The sequence below is a fragment of the Bacillus cereus genome (genome assembly GCF_015071065.1).
Lineage (GTDB): Bacteria > Bacillota > Bacilli > Bacillales > Bacillaceae_G > Bacillus_A > Bacillus_A cereus_BA.
In genome coordinates, this window is record NZ_VOVA01000004.1 from 298,128 (window position 1) to 312,717 (window position 14,590).

The following is a 14,590-nucleotide window of genomic DNA, read 5'->3' on the forward strand; positions in this document are numbered from 1 at the left end:
AAGGAAATTTTAAGAAACCAACATTACTATAGGCATTGTACACGAAAGTGTACATGCTTTAGAAATATGAAGGAGGAAATTTCCTATGAAGAAGAAAACAGTTGGGTATTTAGCAATTGCAGGTGCTTTATCATTTGGAATTATAGGAGGAGCCTGCATACCAGCATTTGCGGCAACGAATACGCAAGCAGCTGAGCAGCCTACAAAAACGGCGAAAAAGGATTTAGATGCCGCTACAAAACAAAAAGTAAAAACGATTATGGATGATACGAAGAAACAGTTAGAGCAACTAGGTGTGAAACTTCCAGAGAAAGAGAAACGTAAAGATATGTTTGCGAATCTAGATGAGGCAACAAAAGAAAAAGCGAAGTCGATTCTAGAGCAGGAGAAGTCTGGGAAATTAACACGCGAACAAGCACAAGAGGAATTAACAAAGTTAGGCGTGAAATTGCCAGAGAAGGGTAAACATGTTGACATGTTTGCAGGGTTAGATGATCAAGCGAAAGAAAAAGCGAAGTCGATTTTAGAGCAAGAGAAATCGGGTAAATTAACACGTGAGCAGGCACAAGAGGAATTAACAAAGCTAGGAGTGAAATTGCCAGAGAAGGGTAAGCATGTTGAAATGTTTGCAGGGTTAGATGATCAGGCAAAAGAAAAAGCAAAGTCGATTCTGGAGCAAGAGAAATCGGGTAAATTAACACGTGAACAAGCACAAGAGGAATTAACAAAACTAGGAGTGAAATTGCCAGAGAAGGGTAAGCGTGGTGACATGTTCGCGAATCTAGATGAGGCAACAAAAGAAAAAGCGAAGTCGATTTTAGAACAAAAGAAGTCAGGGAAGTTAACGCGTGAACAAGCACAAGAGGAATTAACAAAACTAGGTGTGAAACTTCCAGAGAAAGAGAAGCATGAAGACATCTTTGCAGGCTTAGATGATCAGGCGAAAGAAAAAGCGAAAGCAATTTTAGAAAATGAAAAGAAACAATTAGAGGAATTAAATGTTGATCTTCCTCACCAAAAATTTTTTATGAAAAAAGATGAGAAATAATTGAGCAATGTCGTATCTTTCGTGTGGGCAACCGGAAGGTACATATTTAGGACCGATTTCTTAATGTGGAAATCGGTCCTTTTGATTGGAAATTAGAGAAATATAATAGCATCTGTTATAATATAAGAAGAGGAATATTTCTTTTGTTATATAAAAAAATATATTGATTTTTTCTAACAATTCAATATAATGGGAAATAACTACAAAATTCGACATCAAGAAGTGATGATGAGGATATGATCAATTTTTTACGATTCTCAGAGAGGGAAGTCTTTGGCTGTGAGCTTCCTAATACGGGAAAATCGATTACCACCTCTGAACTGCAGCAGTGAACGGATATCTAGTAATTGCTTGCCGGCAAAAACCGTTATTTAGACTTGAGAAATTGGTGAAGTGTGTCACTTTACTAATTGAAACAAGGGTGGAACCACGAATACAACACTCGTCCCTTTTTTAGGGAGGAGTGTTTTTTTATTTCATTTTTGCATCACACTAGAATTGGAAGGAGGATACGCAGCATGCATCATGATGAGAAAAACAAAATTGGTTTAACAGTTGCACTTTCTATCGTAGTAGGAACTATTATTGGGTCTGGTGTGTTTATGAAACCAGGGAGCGTATTAGATTACTCGGGGAGTTCTAATATGGCAATTCTTGCTTGGGTAATTGGTGGTCTGTTGACGTTAGCAAGCGGTTTGACAGTAGCCGAAATTGGGGCGCAAATTCCGAAAAATGGTGGGTTGTATACGTATTTAGAGGAGATTTACGGAAGTTTTTGGGGGTATTTATCTGGCTGGATGCAAACAATTGTTTATGGACCAGCTATTATTGGAACGTTAGGTTTGTATTTTAGTTCTTTAATGATCAATTTTTTCTATTTAGATAAAGTATGGAATTTACCAATCGCAATTGGAACAGTTGTGCTCCTAGGCGTTGTAAATAGTATGGGAACAAAATATGGGGGCATCGTCCAAACGGTTACGACAGTTGGGAAGATGATTCCGATTATATTAATTGTTGTGCTAGGGTTTTGGAAAGGGAATAGTGATATCTTCAACGTAGTTGTACCGATATCAGAAAATCAAAGTATCGGGATGGCAATTTTAGCAACTTTATTTGCCTATGATGGTTGGATTTTACTCGCTTCTATTGGCGGAGAAATGAAGAATCCAACAAAGTTATTACCGAAAGCGATGACGGTTGGGATTGTAATTGTAACAGCTGCTTACGTATTAATTAATTTAGCGTTATTAAATGTATTACCAGCGGCGAAAATCGTAGACCTTGGAGAAAACGCAACAGCGACAGCTGCGGGCATGTTACTTGGAGAGTATGGCGGAAAAATTATTAGTATTGGTATTATCATTTCTATTTTCGGTTGTTTAAATGGAAAGATTTTAACGTTTCCACGTATTCCGATGTCGATGGCAGAGCGTGGACACCTTCCGTTTTCTAAGTTTATCGCAAAGGCACATGAAAAGTTTAAAACACCAGCGAATGCGATTACTGTGGAAATCATATTAGGAATTATTTTAATGCTTATTAGTGATCCGAATAAGCTATCTGAGATTTCCGTATTCATTATTTATATTTTCTATGTAATGACGTTTATTGGTGTCTTTATTTTAAGAAAGCGTAACAAGGATAAAGAGCGTGCATATAGTGTACCGTTATTCCCGATTGTACCAATTGTTGCGATTTTAGGATCGTTGTTTGTACTTGGAAGTGCGATTATTAACGATCCGGTAAGTTGCTTCTTATCGATTGGAATTGTATTTACAGGACTTCCGGTATATTGGTACTTAAATAAGAAGAAAGAAACTGAATGATAGAAGGGTAGGTGTATAATACGCCTACCCTTTTTACTGTAAAAAAATTGTACTTGCTTACAGTTTCTATTTTGGTTACTATAATAGTAGTAACCAAAATAGAAAGCGTGGGGAAAGACTTGAATTTTCGTGTATATATTTTAGCTATTGCGGCTTTCGTAGTCGGAACGGTTGAGCTAATTATAGGGGGAACGCTCGATTTAGTTGCCAATGATTTAGGTGTATCAATTAGTGCAGCTGGTCAGCTAATAACAATATTTTCAGTAGTATTTGCTTTGTCAGGTCCAGTTTTATTAGCATTAACAGGCAAGTTTGAAAGAAAGAAATTGTATGTTGTGGCATTATCAATTTTCTTAATTGGAAATATCATTTCGGCATTTAGTGTGAATTACGAGATGTTAATGTTCTCGAGGGTCATTTGTGCAGCGAGTGGATCGCTTATTATTGCACTATCGGTAACACTTGCTTCTAGTGTAGTAGAACCGCATTTTCGTGCGCGTGCAATTGGAATCATTTTCATGGGTATTAGTGGATCACTCGTACTTGGAGTACCGCTCGGTCTTGTACTCGGAAATGCATACGGATGGCGTGCGCCATTTGTATTAATTTCGATATTAACAGTTATGGCAATCGCTTGTATTTCATTATTCTTAACGAAAGTACCACCGACATCGGTATTATCAGTAAGAGAGCAAATTGCTACGTTAAAAGATAAAAAAATTGTAAGTGCACAGTTAACATCATTTTTATTTTTAACGGGTCATTTAACGCTATATGCATATTTAACGCCGTTTTTAAAAGATGTCATGCATGTTGAAGCGAATTGGATCAGTGTGTTTTACTTCATTTTCGGAATCGCAGCGGTACTTGGAGGCGGCCTTGGGGGCTTGCTTGCTGATAAATGGGGATCGAAGAAAAGCATTATTTCCATCATTATCGTATTTGCATGTGCAATCTTCATTTTGCCACTAATGACATTCTCATTCCCGCTCTTCATTATTATGATGGGGCTTTGGAGTATGCTTAGCTGGGCGATTTCGCCAGCGCAGCAAAACTATTTAATTGAAATTGCACCAGAATCAGCTGGTATTCAGCAAGGTTTAAATAACTCTGCACTTCATTTAGGAATTGCGCTCGGTTCAACAGTGGGCGGAGTTGTTATTGAAAAATCATCTGTTATATATAACGCTTGGGTAGGCGGCGTTTTCATTATATTGGCGCTACTTTGTGCGATTTTCTCTATTACGAGAGGACGCTCGAATCAGCTTACGAAAGAAGAATCTATCGTTTGATAGGTTCTTTTTTTTTGTGAAAAATTGCAGGGGTTAGTAGAGAAATGGAGAAGGAAGTATATAGCGAGGTGATAGTATATGGATTATTCAATTATTGGTTTTATATTCACAGTACTTCCGTTATTTGTGATTGTTTTTGTTTTTAGATGGATTCGTTTCATCTATCAAAATTCTGAGAAGCAAGTAGAGCAAAATGAGAAAATTATTGGGCTATTGATGGAGATAAAGGAACAAAACGAAAAGGAGTCTAGGTGAAAAACTAGACTCCTTTCTTTTGTAGTCAATTAATACCTCAACTTCATCAACAAACTCTTAATTTCTTCATCCTGCATAAAGAGATCAAGATGCTTCTCTGTAATCTTCGCAAGTGCAACGTCATGATAGAAGAACTCCGTAAAGAACTTCACGAAAGGTTGTGACATTGTTTTCATCGCTTGCCATGATTCTTGCTCCACACCAGCAAATAAAATTTCGCGATCGTCAACGATGAGTAGTAAATAACGCTCTAATGCGTTAGGTTCTTGAGCTGGGATTAAAAAATGCATGTTTTCTAAGTCTGTTTCCACTTTTCCAACTATGAGGGACTCGACTTGGACGCCTTGTTTTGCTTTTTGTTCTAGTAAAGGAAGATATTCTAAAAGGGTATCATTCCATGCGGAGATGCGTATGGATTCTTTCGCATCTTCTACAAGTTGCCTACTTTGTACTTTAATAGAAGACTGCATTTTTAAACTCCAAACACGGTCATCTGTAAATGACTTTTTAGAAATATTATTTTCAAGTTCTTTAATATTAGATTGGAATTCTGTCGTTAACTTTTCAATTGCTAGCTTGAGTGGTAATGCTGTATATAATTTTTTCTTTTCTGAAACAGAATCCATTACCATTCCTTTGTCGATTAGACGTGCTAACACTTCGTATATTTTTGCTTTTGGAACACCCGAATGTTTAACGATAGTTGTTGCATCTAATGGTTCATTACTTGATACGACAACTTCATAGGCCTGGCTTTCATATTGTGAGAAACCGAATTTTTGTAGCATAGTTCCCTCCGAACGAATGAGATTATATGTTAAGGATAATGAACTATTTGTTTTTACACAAGTGTTGTGATGATAACTAAGCTTATTGAAATGAGAATAAATTTCAATTTTTTAAACTATATAGGATTGAGCTTTCAGATTTATCTATTATACTTAATATAGTGATTAATACAATTAAATTCATCGAGAAGGGGATGCTTGAGGGAAGATGTTGAGAAGTTTACGTTTAAAAATTGCAGTAGTATTTTCGGTGCTTATTTCTATGATGTTTGTAATATTAGGTACAGCTATGTATCAATTACAGAAAGAAAAGGAAGTGCGTTCCTTAGACCAGTATTCACAAAATACGATGGACCTTGTGACAGAGCAACTTACGACATTTGTTCAAAGAACTGATGAAGATATGGGGTATTACGCGAACAGTGAGATGATTCGTAATATGCTTCAAGATGGGGTTACTCCAGAAGAGGAAGCGTTTTTAACGAAAGAGTTTGCGGAGTATAAAAAGAATCATCCCGGTATTTTAGATTTATATATTGGTACGAAAGATAAAAAAACATTAAGTGCCAATCTTGCTGAAGGTGGGCAAGTGCCAGAAGGATATGATCCAACGACAAGACCGTGGTATAAAGATTCAGAGGCTGATGTGAAAAGGGTTCATTGGGGACAACCTTCTTATGAAATTGCGACAGGAAAGTTAAGTGTAGGGGTTTCTAAAGCAATTACAGCTCAAGATGGATCTGTATTAGGCGTTGTTGCGATGGATGTATCGCTCGGAACAATTCAGAAGTTGCTTCACAATATTCAATACAATAATGACGGAGAAATGTTTATTATAAATGATAAAAATATGGCTCTTGTTTATCCAGAAAAAGTAGGGAAAGATGTTTCTAAAGAGCCACTTATGAAGAGTTTAAATAAAGAGGTAACAAAATATGCTGTCACTACATTAAAAGGTGAAGATGTAGTTGTTTATAGTCAGTCATTTGATGCGATGAAATGGAAGATAGGAATCTTTTATCCGAAACAAACGATTGATGGATTGTTAAGTAGTACGAGAAATACAGTTATTATAATGGCATGTATAAGTTTGTTGATTGGAATATTAGCTTCATATGTATTCTCAAGAAGATTAGCAAGACCATTACAACTATTAACAAATCACGTTCAAAAAGTAGCAGAAGGCGATTTAACGTTGCAAATGAAAGTGACAAGTAAAGATGAGGTTGGTATGCTTACGACTCACTTTAATGATATGGTTGAGCAAATGAATGAAATGGTAAGTAAAATTAAAAATAGTGTATCGACAGTACAGCAATCGACTCACAATCTGCATTATTTAACGAATGAAACTGTAGCAGCTAGTAGAGAGGTTTCAGGTGCAATGGATGATGTGAGCGGAGGCGCGTCTACTCTTGCTAATAGTGTAGATGAAGTTTCAGCACAACTTGAAAATATGGCACAGTCGATGGAACAAATGAATAGTTCCGTTGGTGAAATAAAGGGTGTGACGGGCAAAGCAGAGGAAGCATCTAAACAGGGGCTCAATACGATGCGGAATTTAGTTCGTACAAGAGGACAATCATCTTCTATCGTTGTTCATACAGAAGAAGCGTCTGGTAAGTTAGAGCAAAGGGTTGGATCGATTCAAAATGTGGTAGAACTTATAAAAGGTCTTTCGGATCAAACGAATTTACTAGCTTTAAATGCGTCAATTGAAGCAGCACGTGCAGGTGAGCAAGGTAAGGGCTTTGCTGTTGTTGCGGAAGAGGTTCGAAAATTAGCTGAACAATCAAAAATGGCAACAGGAGAAATCGCAACGATGATTGGAGATGTACAATTAGAAGTAAAACGAGTTGTAGAAGTTGTAAGCAAATTGAAAGATATTGCGGATATACAAAATAAAGTTACGACAGAGGCAGAGGCTGAATTCTGTACAATTATGTCAGTTGTAAATACTATTAGTACTTCAGTTGAAAAAATTGTAGAAGAGGTAAATAACATAGGTCACGAGCAAGGAGAAATTACAGAGGTAATGAACACAATTGCTGGTACAAGTCAAGAAAGTGCAGCTGTTTCTGAAGAGGTGAATGCAGCGACTGAGTCACAGGTTAATCATTTAGAAAAGGTAGCTCATACGATGGAAAGTTTGACAGAGCATATGCGGGACTTAGAAAGATTGGTTGAGCAGTTTAAAGTAGAGGAATAACATATTATTAAAATGGTAAAGATTTTGGTAAAATAGACAATGGATATATTAAGAAGCGATTTATAGGAGGCAAGTTACTATGGCAATTGTTGACGTATCGATTATTCCAGTAGGAACAGGTAATCCAAGTGTTAGTGAATATGTAGCAGAAGTACAAAAGGTATTAGAGAAAAATGCTGATCGCGTGAAGTATCAATTAACACCGATGAATACAGTGATTGAAGGGGATCTTCCTGTCATTTTAGAAGTCATTCAACAAATGCATGAAGTTCCATACACGAAAGGTGCACAGCGCGTTGCGACAACAATTCGTATCGATGATCGTCGTGATAAAGTAAGCACAATGGAGAAAAAATTAAACTCTGTTCGATCAAAATTATAAGAAAAAGCAGCGATCTTCGCTGCTTTTTTCATATAGGAGGAAAATAAGATGAGTGAAAAGTTTAATGAGCAATTTGATGGATTATTAGAGAAATATACAGAATTATTGCTAGGAGAAAGTAATGAGGAGCGAAAAGAGCAGGTACAGAAATGGGCACTTTATTCTTATATAGCTAAGACGATGCCAGCTTTAGTGAAACATTGGAATGAGACGTATCCAGATGCAAAAGAAGAGATGGTACAGTTAATTACGAACATTAAAAAGCTGAATGATGAGAAGCGAAATGAGAAGTAAGAAGGCTTGAGATAATGTTACCTCAAGTTTTTGTTATTAATATCCTCATATAATTTAGATGAAATATAAATGGTTTTGTGAGCATGTCGAATATTTTCGGCATGCTCATTTTTTCCTTAGTAAACTCGTTTTTTTTGAATGTCGAAAAATATTTTCTTCATATTTACAAACGAGAATATAGGGTTTTAAATGTTTTGATAGTATTTTATAAATTATCTAAATAATTATTTGTATCAAATAATTTTAAACAATGATATAATTTCGAAGAGGGGTAAAAAACAGATAAATTATAGTCGTAGGGGTGAATTACATGGAACAATTAATGCGAAATTCGTTTCTTTTCTTGTCTAAAAATAAAGCGCTAACAAAACTGGCTAAAAAGTACGGTTTACGCTTTGGTGCAGGTCGCTTCGTCGCAGGGGAAACGATTGAATTAGCGACAGCTGCAATTAAAGCATTAAATAAGCAAGGTCTTTGTGTAACAATCGATTATTTAGGTGAATTCGTTGATAACGAAGCGGAAGCAAATGAAATGGCTAGCGAATCGATTGAAGCGATTCGTGCAATTGGAAGAGAAGGTCTTAATTCACAGCTTTCTTTAAAGATGACTTCTATGGGATTAGATATCTCTGACGAAATTGTAATGAACAATATGCGCCGTATTTTAGAAGCTGCAAAAGAAAACGGTGTGTTTATTACAATTGATATGGAAGACTATACGCGCTGCGGAAAAACAATTGATATCTTTAAACAATTAAAATCTGAATACGATAATATTGGTACTGTTATTCAAGCTTATTTATATCGTACAGAAAAAGATATTGAAGATTTAAACGCTTATAATCCTAATTTACGTCTTGTAAAAGGGGCCTATAAAGAACCTGAAGAAGTAGCGTTCCCGGAAAAGAAAGATGTAGATGACAATTATAAAAAAATTATTAAAATGCACTTATTAAATGGAAATTACACTGCAATTGCTTCACATGACGAAGCGATTATTGAATATACGAAAAAACTTGCGGAAGAACATAACATTCCAAGGGATCAATTTGAATTCCAAATGTTATTTGGTATTCGTACAGAGCGTCAACTTGAGCTAGTAAAAGAAGGTTACAAAATGCGCGTTTACGTGCCTTATGGAAACGACTGGTATGGCTATTTCATGCGCCGTCTAGCAGAGCGTCCAGCAAACGTTGCGTTCGTATTAAAAGGTATGATCAAAAAATAACCAAGGAGAAAATACTCCTTGGTTATTTTAATTGCTCAAATGCGTAGTTCGCCATTTTCTTCGTATCAGGGTATAGCTGCGTACGAGTAGAAGATAACACGACGTTAATGACGCGTTTACCGTCTTTTTCATCAACTGTTACGACTGTGTATTTTCCGAGTGCTGATAAACCGCTTTTACTTCCAATCGCATATGGATCGTCATATAGTTCTTCTCGTCCATAGTTTGCAATTTTTGGAGAGCGCTCTGAAGTATGTAGAGTAGTACGTATTGAATTCATATAATCTAAAACAATTGGATACTTTAATGCTTCTTTCGTAATAATAGCAATGTCATAAGGTGATACTTTATTTCCAAGTGCATCAGCACCACTTGCGTTTTTGAAAGTCGCATGCTTTGTACCAAGTTCCTTCGCTCTAGCATTCATCATTTTCACAAACTCTTCTTTTGATCCCGCAATATGTTCAGCGATTGACTCAGCGATTGGGTCTGCACTAATAATAAGCATAAGTTTTAATGCCTCATCACGTTTTAACTTTTCACCCGCGCGAAGCTTAATCTTCTTACTTTGACTTTCCGTTTTAATCGCATTCTCTGTAACCGTAATTTCTTCATCTTCTTTCACATTCTCTAGTAAGAGTAAGGTAGTCATCATTTTCCCTATACTAGCGGGATAAGAGCGTTCATCTTCCCGTTTTCCATACAAAATTTCACCTGTGTCTGCATCGATTGTAATCCCATATTGCCCAGTAATGTTAGGCTGATCTACTCTTACATCATTTTGCCTTTGCGCGTAAGAAAAGAAAATCATCCCTGTAAATAGTGTGGCGATCATTACAATCATAATTATTGTTCGTTTCATCGTCGTTCCCTCTTTTGTTTTCCATATGTACAAATAAATTGGGCAGAAAAAGCAGCCATTAATCATTATGCCACGTTCTCTGCCCAAAAATATAGCGTTATTTTTCGCCCATATTATGCTTCTTATATTGTTGGTTGTTACCTTGACGCCCTTTTTCAACACCGTGATTATGCGGACCTGCATTTCCAGTTACGCTTGCTGCGCTAATTCCAGCTTTTGAAGGGTTCTTCTTAAGTTTTGCCATATATATTCCTCCAGTTTCGTCAGATTATAAAAAGGAAAAGTGCATTTTAATGAAGAAAATACACATGTATAGCATAGCCAAATGAAAGAAATATATTTATTTCAGAAAATTTTATCAATAAATATATTGCGAAAATTCAAACTGTATCATATATTTATTAGTAGAGGCTCACTCATTGATTGCGACTTATGTCGAAAAATTGAATGAGCATTCATTCAAGAATAGGGGGAGAAATGGATGTTCCAAATTAAAAAGGCTGCTGTTCTAGGTTCAGGCGTAATGGGTTCAGGAATTGCGGCACACTTAGCTAATATTGGTATTCCGACATTATTGCTTGATATTGTACCACCTGCGCTTACGAAAGAAGAAGAAGCGAAGGGACTTACATTAGAACATAAAAGTGTGAGAAATCGTTTTAGTAATACGGCTGTGCAAAAACTTGTAAAGCAAAAACCAGCTCCTCTGACAGTGAAAGGTAATCTAGCACTGATTGAAGCAGGTAACTTAGAAGATGATCTTGAGCGTCTTGCTGATGTAGATTGGATTATTGAAGTAGTAGTTGAAAACTTAAATGTTAAAAAGACACTATTTGAAAAAGTAGATGCTGTTCGTAAAACAGGCTCAATTGTGAGCTCAAATACATCAGGCATTTCCGTTGAAAAAATGGCAGAAGGTCGTTCAGACGACTTCCAGAAACACTTCTTAGGAACACACTTTTTTAACCCACCACGATATTTAAAACTTCTAGAGGTAATACCGACGAAAGAAACTGATCCACAAGTATTAAGCTTCATGAAACTATTTGGCGAAGACGTTCTTGGAAAAGGCGTTGTTATCGCAAAAGATACACCAAACTTTATTGGAAACCGCATCGGTACGTATGGCTTGCTTGTAACGCTTCAAGAAATGATTAAGCGTGGCTATAGTATTGGAGAAGTTGACTCTGTAACAGGTCCATTAATTGGTCGTCCGAAGAGCGCAACGTTCCGCACATTAGATGTTGTTGGTTTAGATACATTTGTACATGTTGCAAATAACGTATATGAAAATGTACAAGAAGAAGAGCGTGATGTATTTAAAGTACCTGCTTTCATGCATGACATGCTTGATAAAAAATGGCTTGGAAGTAAAACAGGTCAAGGCTTCTTCTTAAAACAAGGAAAAGAAATTTTAGAATTAAATCCAGAAACGATGGAATATGAAGCGCGTAAAAAATTAAAAGCTGCATCCGTAGAGTTAAGTAAGCAAGAAAAAGGATTAGCGAATAAATTGAAAGCGCTTGTATACGCGAAAGATCGCGCAGGAGAGTTGTTATGGAATATTATCACACCAACTCTTTTATACTCTGCAAAACTTCATAAAGAAATTGCTGACGATATCGTTGCAATTGACCAAGCGATGAAATGGGGCTTCGGCTGGGAGCAAGGACCATTCGAAATTTGGGATGCAATCGGCGTTGAAAAGTCCGTTCAAAAGATGGAAGAAAACGGCGCAGTTGTTCCTACTTGGGTGAAAGAAATGGTAGAGAAAGGTTTCACTACTTTCTATAAACATGATAATGGCGATAGCTACTATTACGACAATGGTGAATATAAGCTAATCGAACGTAATAAAAAAGCAATTTCTCTTAAGCAGTTAAAAGAGAAAAACGGTGTGTTAAAGAAAAATAGCGGAGCGAGCTTAATTGATTTAGGCGATGGCATCCTTTGCTTAGAATTCCATTCGAAGAGCAATGCAATCGGTATGGATATTACACAAATGATTAACTACGCTGTTGATGAAGTAGAGAAAAATTATAAAGGTCTTGTTATCGGAAACCAATCGAAGAACTTCTGCGTTGGTGCGAACCTTGCAATGATTTTAATGGAAGCACAAGATGACAACTACTTTGAAATTGAGTGGGTTGTGAAAAATTTCCAAGATGCAATGACGAAAATTAAGTACTCTTCTAAGCCAGTTGTAGCAGCGCCATATGGTATGACGCTTGGCGGCGGTACAGAAGTTTGTTTACCAGCAGCGAGCATTCAAGCTTCTAGCGAAACATATATGGGCTTAGTAGAAGTTGGTGTTGGCTTAATCCCTGGCGGAGGCGGTAACAAAGAGCTATACATTAAACACTTAAACAAAATGGCAAATGGCGTAGAATTCGACTTACAAAAAGTTGCGAATAAAGTATTCGAATCTGTAGCGATGGCGAAAGTTTCTACATCAGCACAAGAAGCTTTATCGAACAACTTCTTAGGCGATAAAGACGGTATTAGTGTGAATGGTGATCACTTACTATATGATGCGAAACAAAAAGCACTTACTTTATATGAAGCTGGTTATAAAGCGCCGATCCGTAAAAAGATACCGGTTGTTGGTGAAACAGGATATGCAGCTCTTGTACTTGGCGCGGAAGCAATGCATTTATCAGGTTACATTTCTGAGCATGATCTTCACATTGCGAAGAAACTTGCATATGTCATTGCGGGCGGAAAAGTGCCGTACGGAACAGAAGTTGATGAGCAGTATTTATTAGATGTAGAACGTGAAGCATTTATTAGCTTAGTAAGTGAGATGAAATCACAAGCAAGAATGCAGCACATGCTTGTAAAAGGAAAGCCATTACGTAACTAATAACGAGGGGAGATATCGTTCATGAGAGAAGCTGTCATTGTTGCGGGAGCAAGAACACCAATTGGAAAAGCAAAGAGGGGTTCATTAAAAACAGTTCGTCCTGACGATCTAGGGGCGTTAGTAGTAAAGGAAACGTTAAAGCGTGCGAATTATGAAGGACCAATTGATGATTTAATTTTCGGTTGTGCGATGCCAGAAGCAGAACAAGGTTTGAATATGGCGCGTAATATCGGCGGGCTAGCAGGACTTTCTTACGATGTTCCAGCTATTACAATTAACCGTTACTGTTCTTCAGGTTTACAAAGTATCGCTTACGGAGCAGAACGCATTATGCTTGGTCACTCTGAAGCTGTATTATCAGGCGGAGCGGAATCAATGAGTTTAGTTCCGATGATGGGACACGTTGTTCGTCCGAATAGTCGCCTTGTAGAAGCAGCTCCAGAATATTATATGGGTATGGGACATACAGCCGAGCAAGTTGCTGTGAAATATGGAATTTCTCGTGAAGAGCAAGATGCATTCGCGGTAAGAAGTCATCAACGTGCTGCAAAAGCATTAGCTGCAGGGAACTTTGCTGATGAAACAGTATCTGTAGATGTAACATTACGTACTGTTGGAGCAAACAACAAACTGCAAGAAGAAACAATCATTTTCGCACAAGACGAAGGTGTAAGAGCAGAGACGACGCTAGACATTTTAGGTAAATTACGTCCAGCATTTAACGTTCGCGGTTCTGTAACAGCTGGTAACTCTTCACAAATGAGTGACGGTGCAGCATCTGTACTATTAATGGATCGTGAAAAAGCAGTGAGCGATGGCATGAAGCCACTTGCAAAATTCCGTTCATTCGCAGTAGCTGGAGTACCACCAGAAGTAATGGGAATCGGCCCAATTGCTGCAATTCCGAAAGCGTTAAAATTAGCTGGTTTAGAGCTATCTGATATCGGCCTATTCGAACTAAATGAAGCATTCGCTTCTCAATCTATCCAAGTTATTCGTGAGCTTGGTTTAGATGAAGAAAAAGTAAACGTAAACGGCGGTGCAATCGCACTTGGACATCCACTTGGCTGTACAGGAGCAAAACTAACACTATCCCTTATTCACGAAATGAAACGCCGCAACCAACAATTCGGTATCGTAACAATGTGTATCGGCGGCGGAATGGGAGCAGCGGGAGTATTTGAATTATTATAAAAAGTGCAGGTGGCTTGCTCAGAACAGGAGGGCGTTGGAAGCCCTGACGAAGAGGCGCTTTTTGCCTCACAGGAAGGGGTGAAACGACCGACTGTTCTAGCCACCGGAACTAGATTGAAAAAAAAGTGGAAGCGGCTCGCTCGGAATGTGAGGGGGATGGAGCTTCAGACGAAGAGGCGCTTTTGGCCTCGTAGGAAGAAGTGAAGCCACCGAACATTCTAGCCGCTGGAACTGGATTATAAAAAAAAGTGGAAGCGGCTCGCTCAGAATGTGAGGACGCTAAAGCAAAGAATGGAAGCAACAAAGGTTTATAAAAATAAACAGGAGAGCCAGCCTCTTTCAAAAT

At 37.5% G+C, this 14,590-nt stretch carries 13 protein-coding genes and 1 other annotated feature; of the genes, 10 read left to right on the forward strand and 3 right to left on the reverse strand.

The window, feature by feature from the left end; genetic code table 11:
- Window positions 1–85: 85 nt before the first annotated feature.
- The 4 genes from FT637_RS14800 (at window position 86) to FT637_RS14815 (ending at window position 4,424) form a co-directional block, all read left to right on the forward strand.
- Entirely contained in the window at window positions 86–1,048 is a 963-nt protein-coding gene (locus tag FT637_RS14800) for a hypothetical protein (RefSeq protein WP_193646943.1), read from the forward strand.
- Between the two features lie 216 nt (window positions 1,049–1,264).
- Window positions 1,265–1,501, forward strand: a binding site (T-box leader).
- Window positions 1,502–1,566: 65 nt separating this feature from the next.
- Window positions 1,567–2,877 (forward strand): APC family permease, encoded by a 1,311-nt coding sequence (locus tag FT637_RS14805; RefSeq protein ID WP_193646944.1) that lies wholly within the window; start codon window positions 1,567–1,569, stop codon window positions 2,875–2,877.
- An 11-nt stretch (window positions 2,878–2,888) separates the two neighbouring features.
- Window positions 2,889–4,169 (forward strand): MFS transporter, encoded by a 1,281-nt coding sequence (locus FT637_RS14810; RefSeq protein WP_193646945.1) that lies wholly within the window; start codon window positions 2,889–2,891, stop codon window positions 4,167–4,169.
- Window positions 4,170–4,247: 78 nt separating this feature from the next.
- The gene (locus FT637_RS14815) at window positions 4,248–4,424 is read left to right on the forward strand and encodes a hypothetical protein (protein ID WP_193646946.1); all 177 of its coding nucleotides are present in this window, start codon (window positions 4,248–4,250) and stop codon (window positions 4,422–4,424) included.
- Between the two features lie 29 nt (window positions 4,425–4,453).
- Here FT637_RS14815 and FT637_RS14820 read toward each other — a convergent pair whose 3' ends face one another.
- Window positions 4,454–5,212 (reverse strand): TrmB family transcriptional regulator, encoded by a 759-nt coding sequence (locus tag FT637_RS14820; RefSeq protein ID WP_193646947.1) that lies wholly within the window; start codon window positions 5,210–5,212, stop codon window positions 4,454–4,456.
- A gap of 208 nt (window positions 5,213–5,420) precedes the next feature.
- Between FT637_RS14820 and FT637_RS14825 the strand changes: the two genes are divergently transcribed.
- The 4 genes from FT637_RS14825 (at window position 5,421) to FT637_RS14840 (ending at window position 9,325) form a co-directional block, all read left to right on the forward strand.
- Window positions 5,421–7,421: a methyl-accepting chemotaxis protein gene (locus tag FT637_RS14825; RefSeq protein WP_193646948.1), complete on the forward strand. Its 2,001-nt coding sequence runs from the start codon at window positions 5,421–5,423 to the stop codon at window positions 7,419–7,421.
- 79 nt (window positions 7,422–7,500) lie between these two features.
- Entirely contained in the window at window positions 7,501–7,803 is a 303-nt protein-coding gene (locus tag FT637_RS14830) for an MTH1187 family thiamine-binding protein (protein WP_001018862.1), read from the forward strand.
- A 48-nt stretch (window positions 7,804–7,851) separates the two neighbouring features.
- Window positions 7,852–8,097, forward strand: a complete 246-nt coding sequence (locus FT637_RS14835; protein WP_002145027.1) for a YusU family protein — start codon at window positions 7,852–7,854, stop codon at window positions 8,095–8,097.
- 310 nt (window positions 8,098–8,407) lie between these two features.
- Window positions 8,408–9,325 (forward strand): proline dehydrogenase family protein, encoded by a 918-nt coding sequence (locus tag FT637_RS14840; RefSeq protein ID WP_002015957.1) that lies wholly within the window; start codon window positions 8,408–8,410, stop codon window positions 9,323–9,325.
- A 22-nt stretch (window positions 9,326–9,347) separates the two neighbouring features.
- Here the strand turns inward: FT637_RS14840 and FT637_RS14845 are convergent, their stop codons facing one another.
- Window positions 9,348–10,187, reverse strand: a complete 840-nt coding sequence (locus tag FT637_RS14845; protein WP_193646949.1) for a D-alanyl-D-alanine carboxypeptidase family protein — start codon at window positions 10,185–10,187, stop codon at window positions 9,348–9,350.
- Window positions 10,188–10,284: 97 nt separating this feature from the next.
- Window positions 10,285–10,431 (reverse strand): YuzL family protein, encoded by a 147-nt coding sequence (locus tag FT637_RS14850; RefSeq protein WP_001096344.1) that lies wholly within the window; start codon window positions 10,429–10,431, stop codon window positions 10,285–10,287.
- A 237-nt stretch (window positions 10,432–10,668) separates the two neighbouring features.
- On the opposite strand from FT637_RS14850, the gene FT637_RS14855 reads away from it, so the two are divergent.
- Together FT637_RS14855 and FT637_RS14860 are read left to right on the forward strand one after the other, a co-directional pair.
- On the forward strand, window positions 10,669–13,050 hold the full coding sequence (locus FT637_RS14855) for a 3-hydroxyacyl-CoA dehydrogenase/enoyl-CoA hydratase family protein (RefSeq protein WP_193646950.1): 2,382 nt from the start codon (window positions 10,669–10,671) through the stop codon (window positions 13,048–13,050).
- 21 nt (window positions 13,051–13,071) lie between these two features.
- Window positions 13,072–14,244, forward strand: coding sequence for an acetyl-CoA C-acetyltransferase (locus tag FT637_RS14860; RefSeq protein WP_001206334.1), 1,173 nt, complete (start codon window positions 13,072–13,074; stop codon window positions 14,242–14,244).
- Window positions 14,245–14,590: the final 346 nt, after the last annotated feature.

Bases quoted from the DNA above. Each gene is read 5' to 3' on its own strand.
- FT637_RS14800 (WP_193646943.1), top strand. From the start codon at position 86: ATGAAGAAGAAAACAGTTGGGTATTTAGCAATTGCAGGTGCTTTATCA.
- FT637_RS14805 (WP_193646944.1), top strand. From the start codon at position 1,567: ATGCATCATGATGAGAAAAACAAAATTGGTTTAACAGTTGCACTTTCT.
- FT637_RS14815 (WP_193646946.1), top strand. From the start codon at position 4,248: ATGGATTATTCAATTATTGGTTTTATATTCACAGTACTTCCGTTATTT.
- FT637_RS14820 (WP_193646947.1), bottom strand. From the start codon at position 5,212: ATGCTACAAAAATTCGGTTTCTCACAATATGAAAGCCAGGCCTATGAA.
- FT637_RS14825 (WP_193646948.1), top strand. From the start codon at position 5,421: ATGTTGAGAAGTTTACGTTTAAAAATTGCAGTAGTATTTTCGGTGCTT.
- FT637_RS14830 (WP_001018862.1), top strand. From the start codon at position 7,501: ATGGCAATTGTTGACGTATCGATTATTCCAGTAGGAACAGGTAATCCA.
- FT637_RS14835 (WP_002145027.1), top strand. From the start codon at position 7,852: ATGAGTGAAAAGTTTAATGAGCAATTTGATGGATTATTAGAGAAATAT.
- FT637_RS14840 (WP_002015957.1), top strand. From the start codon at position 8,408: ATGGAACAATTAATGCGAAATTCGTTTCTTTTCTTGTCTAAAAATAAA.
- FT637_RS14845 (WP_193646949.1), bottom strand. From the start codon at position 10,187: ATGAAACGAACAATAATTATGATTGTAATGATCGCCACACTATTTACA.
- FT637_RS14850 (WP_001096344.1), bottom strand. From the start codon at position 10,431: ATGGCAAAACTTAAGAAGAACCCTTCAAAAGCTGGAATTAGCGCAGCA.
- FT637_RS14855 (WP_193646950.1), top strand. From the start codon at position 10,669: ATGTTCCAAATTAAAAAGGCTGCTGTTCTAGGTTCAGGCGTAATGGGT.
- FT637_RS14860 (WP_001206334.1), top strand. From the start codon at position 13,072: ATGAGAGAAGCTGTCATTGTTGCGGGAGCAAGAACACCAATTGGAAAA.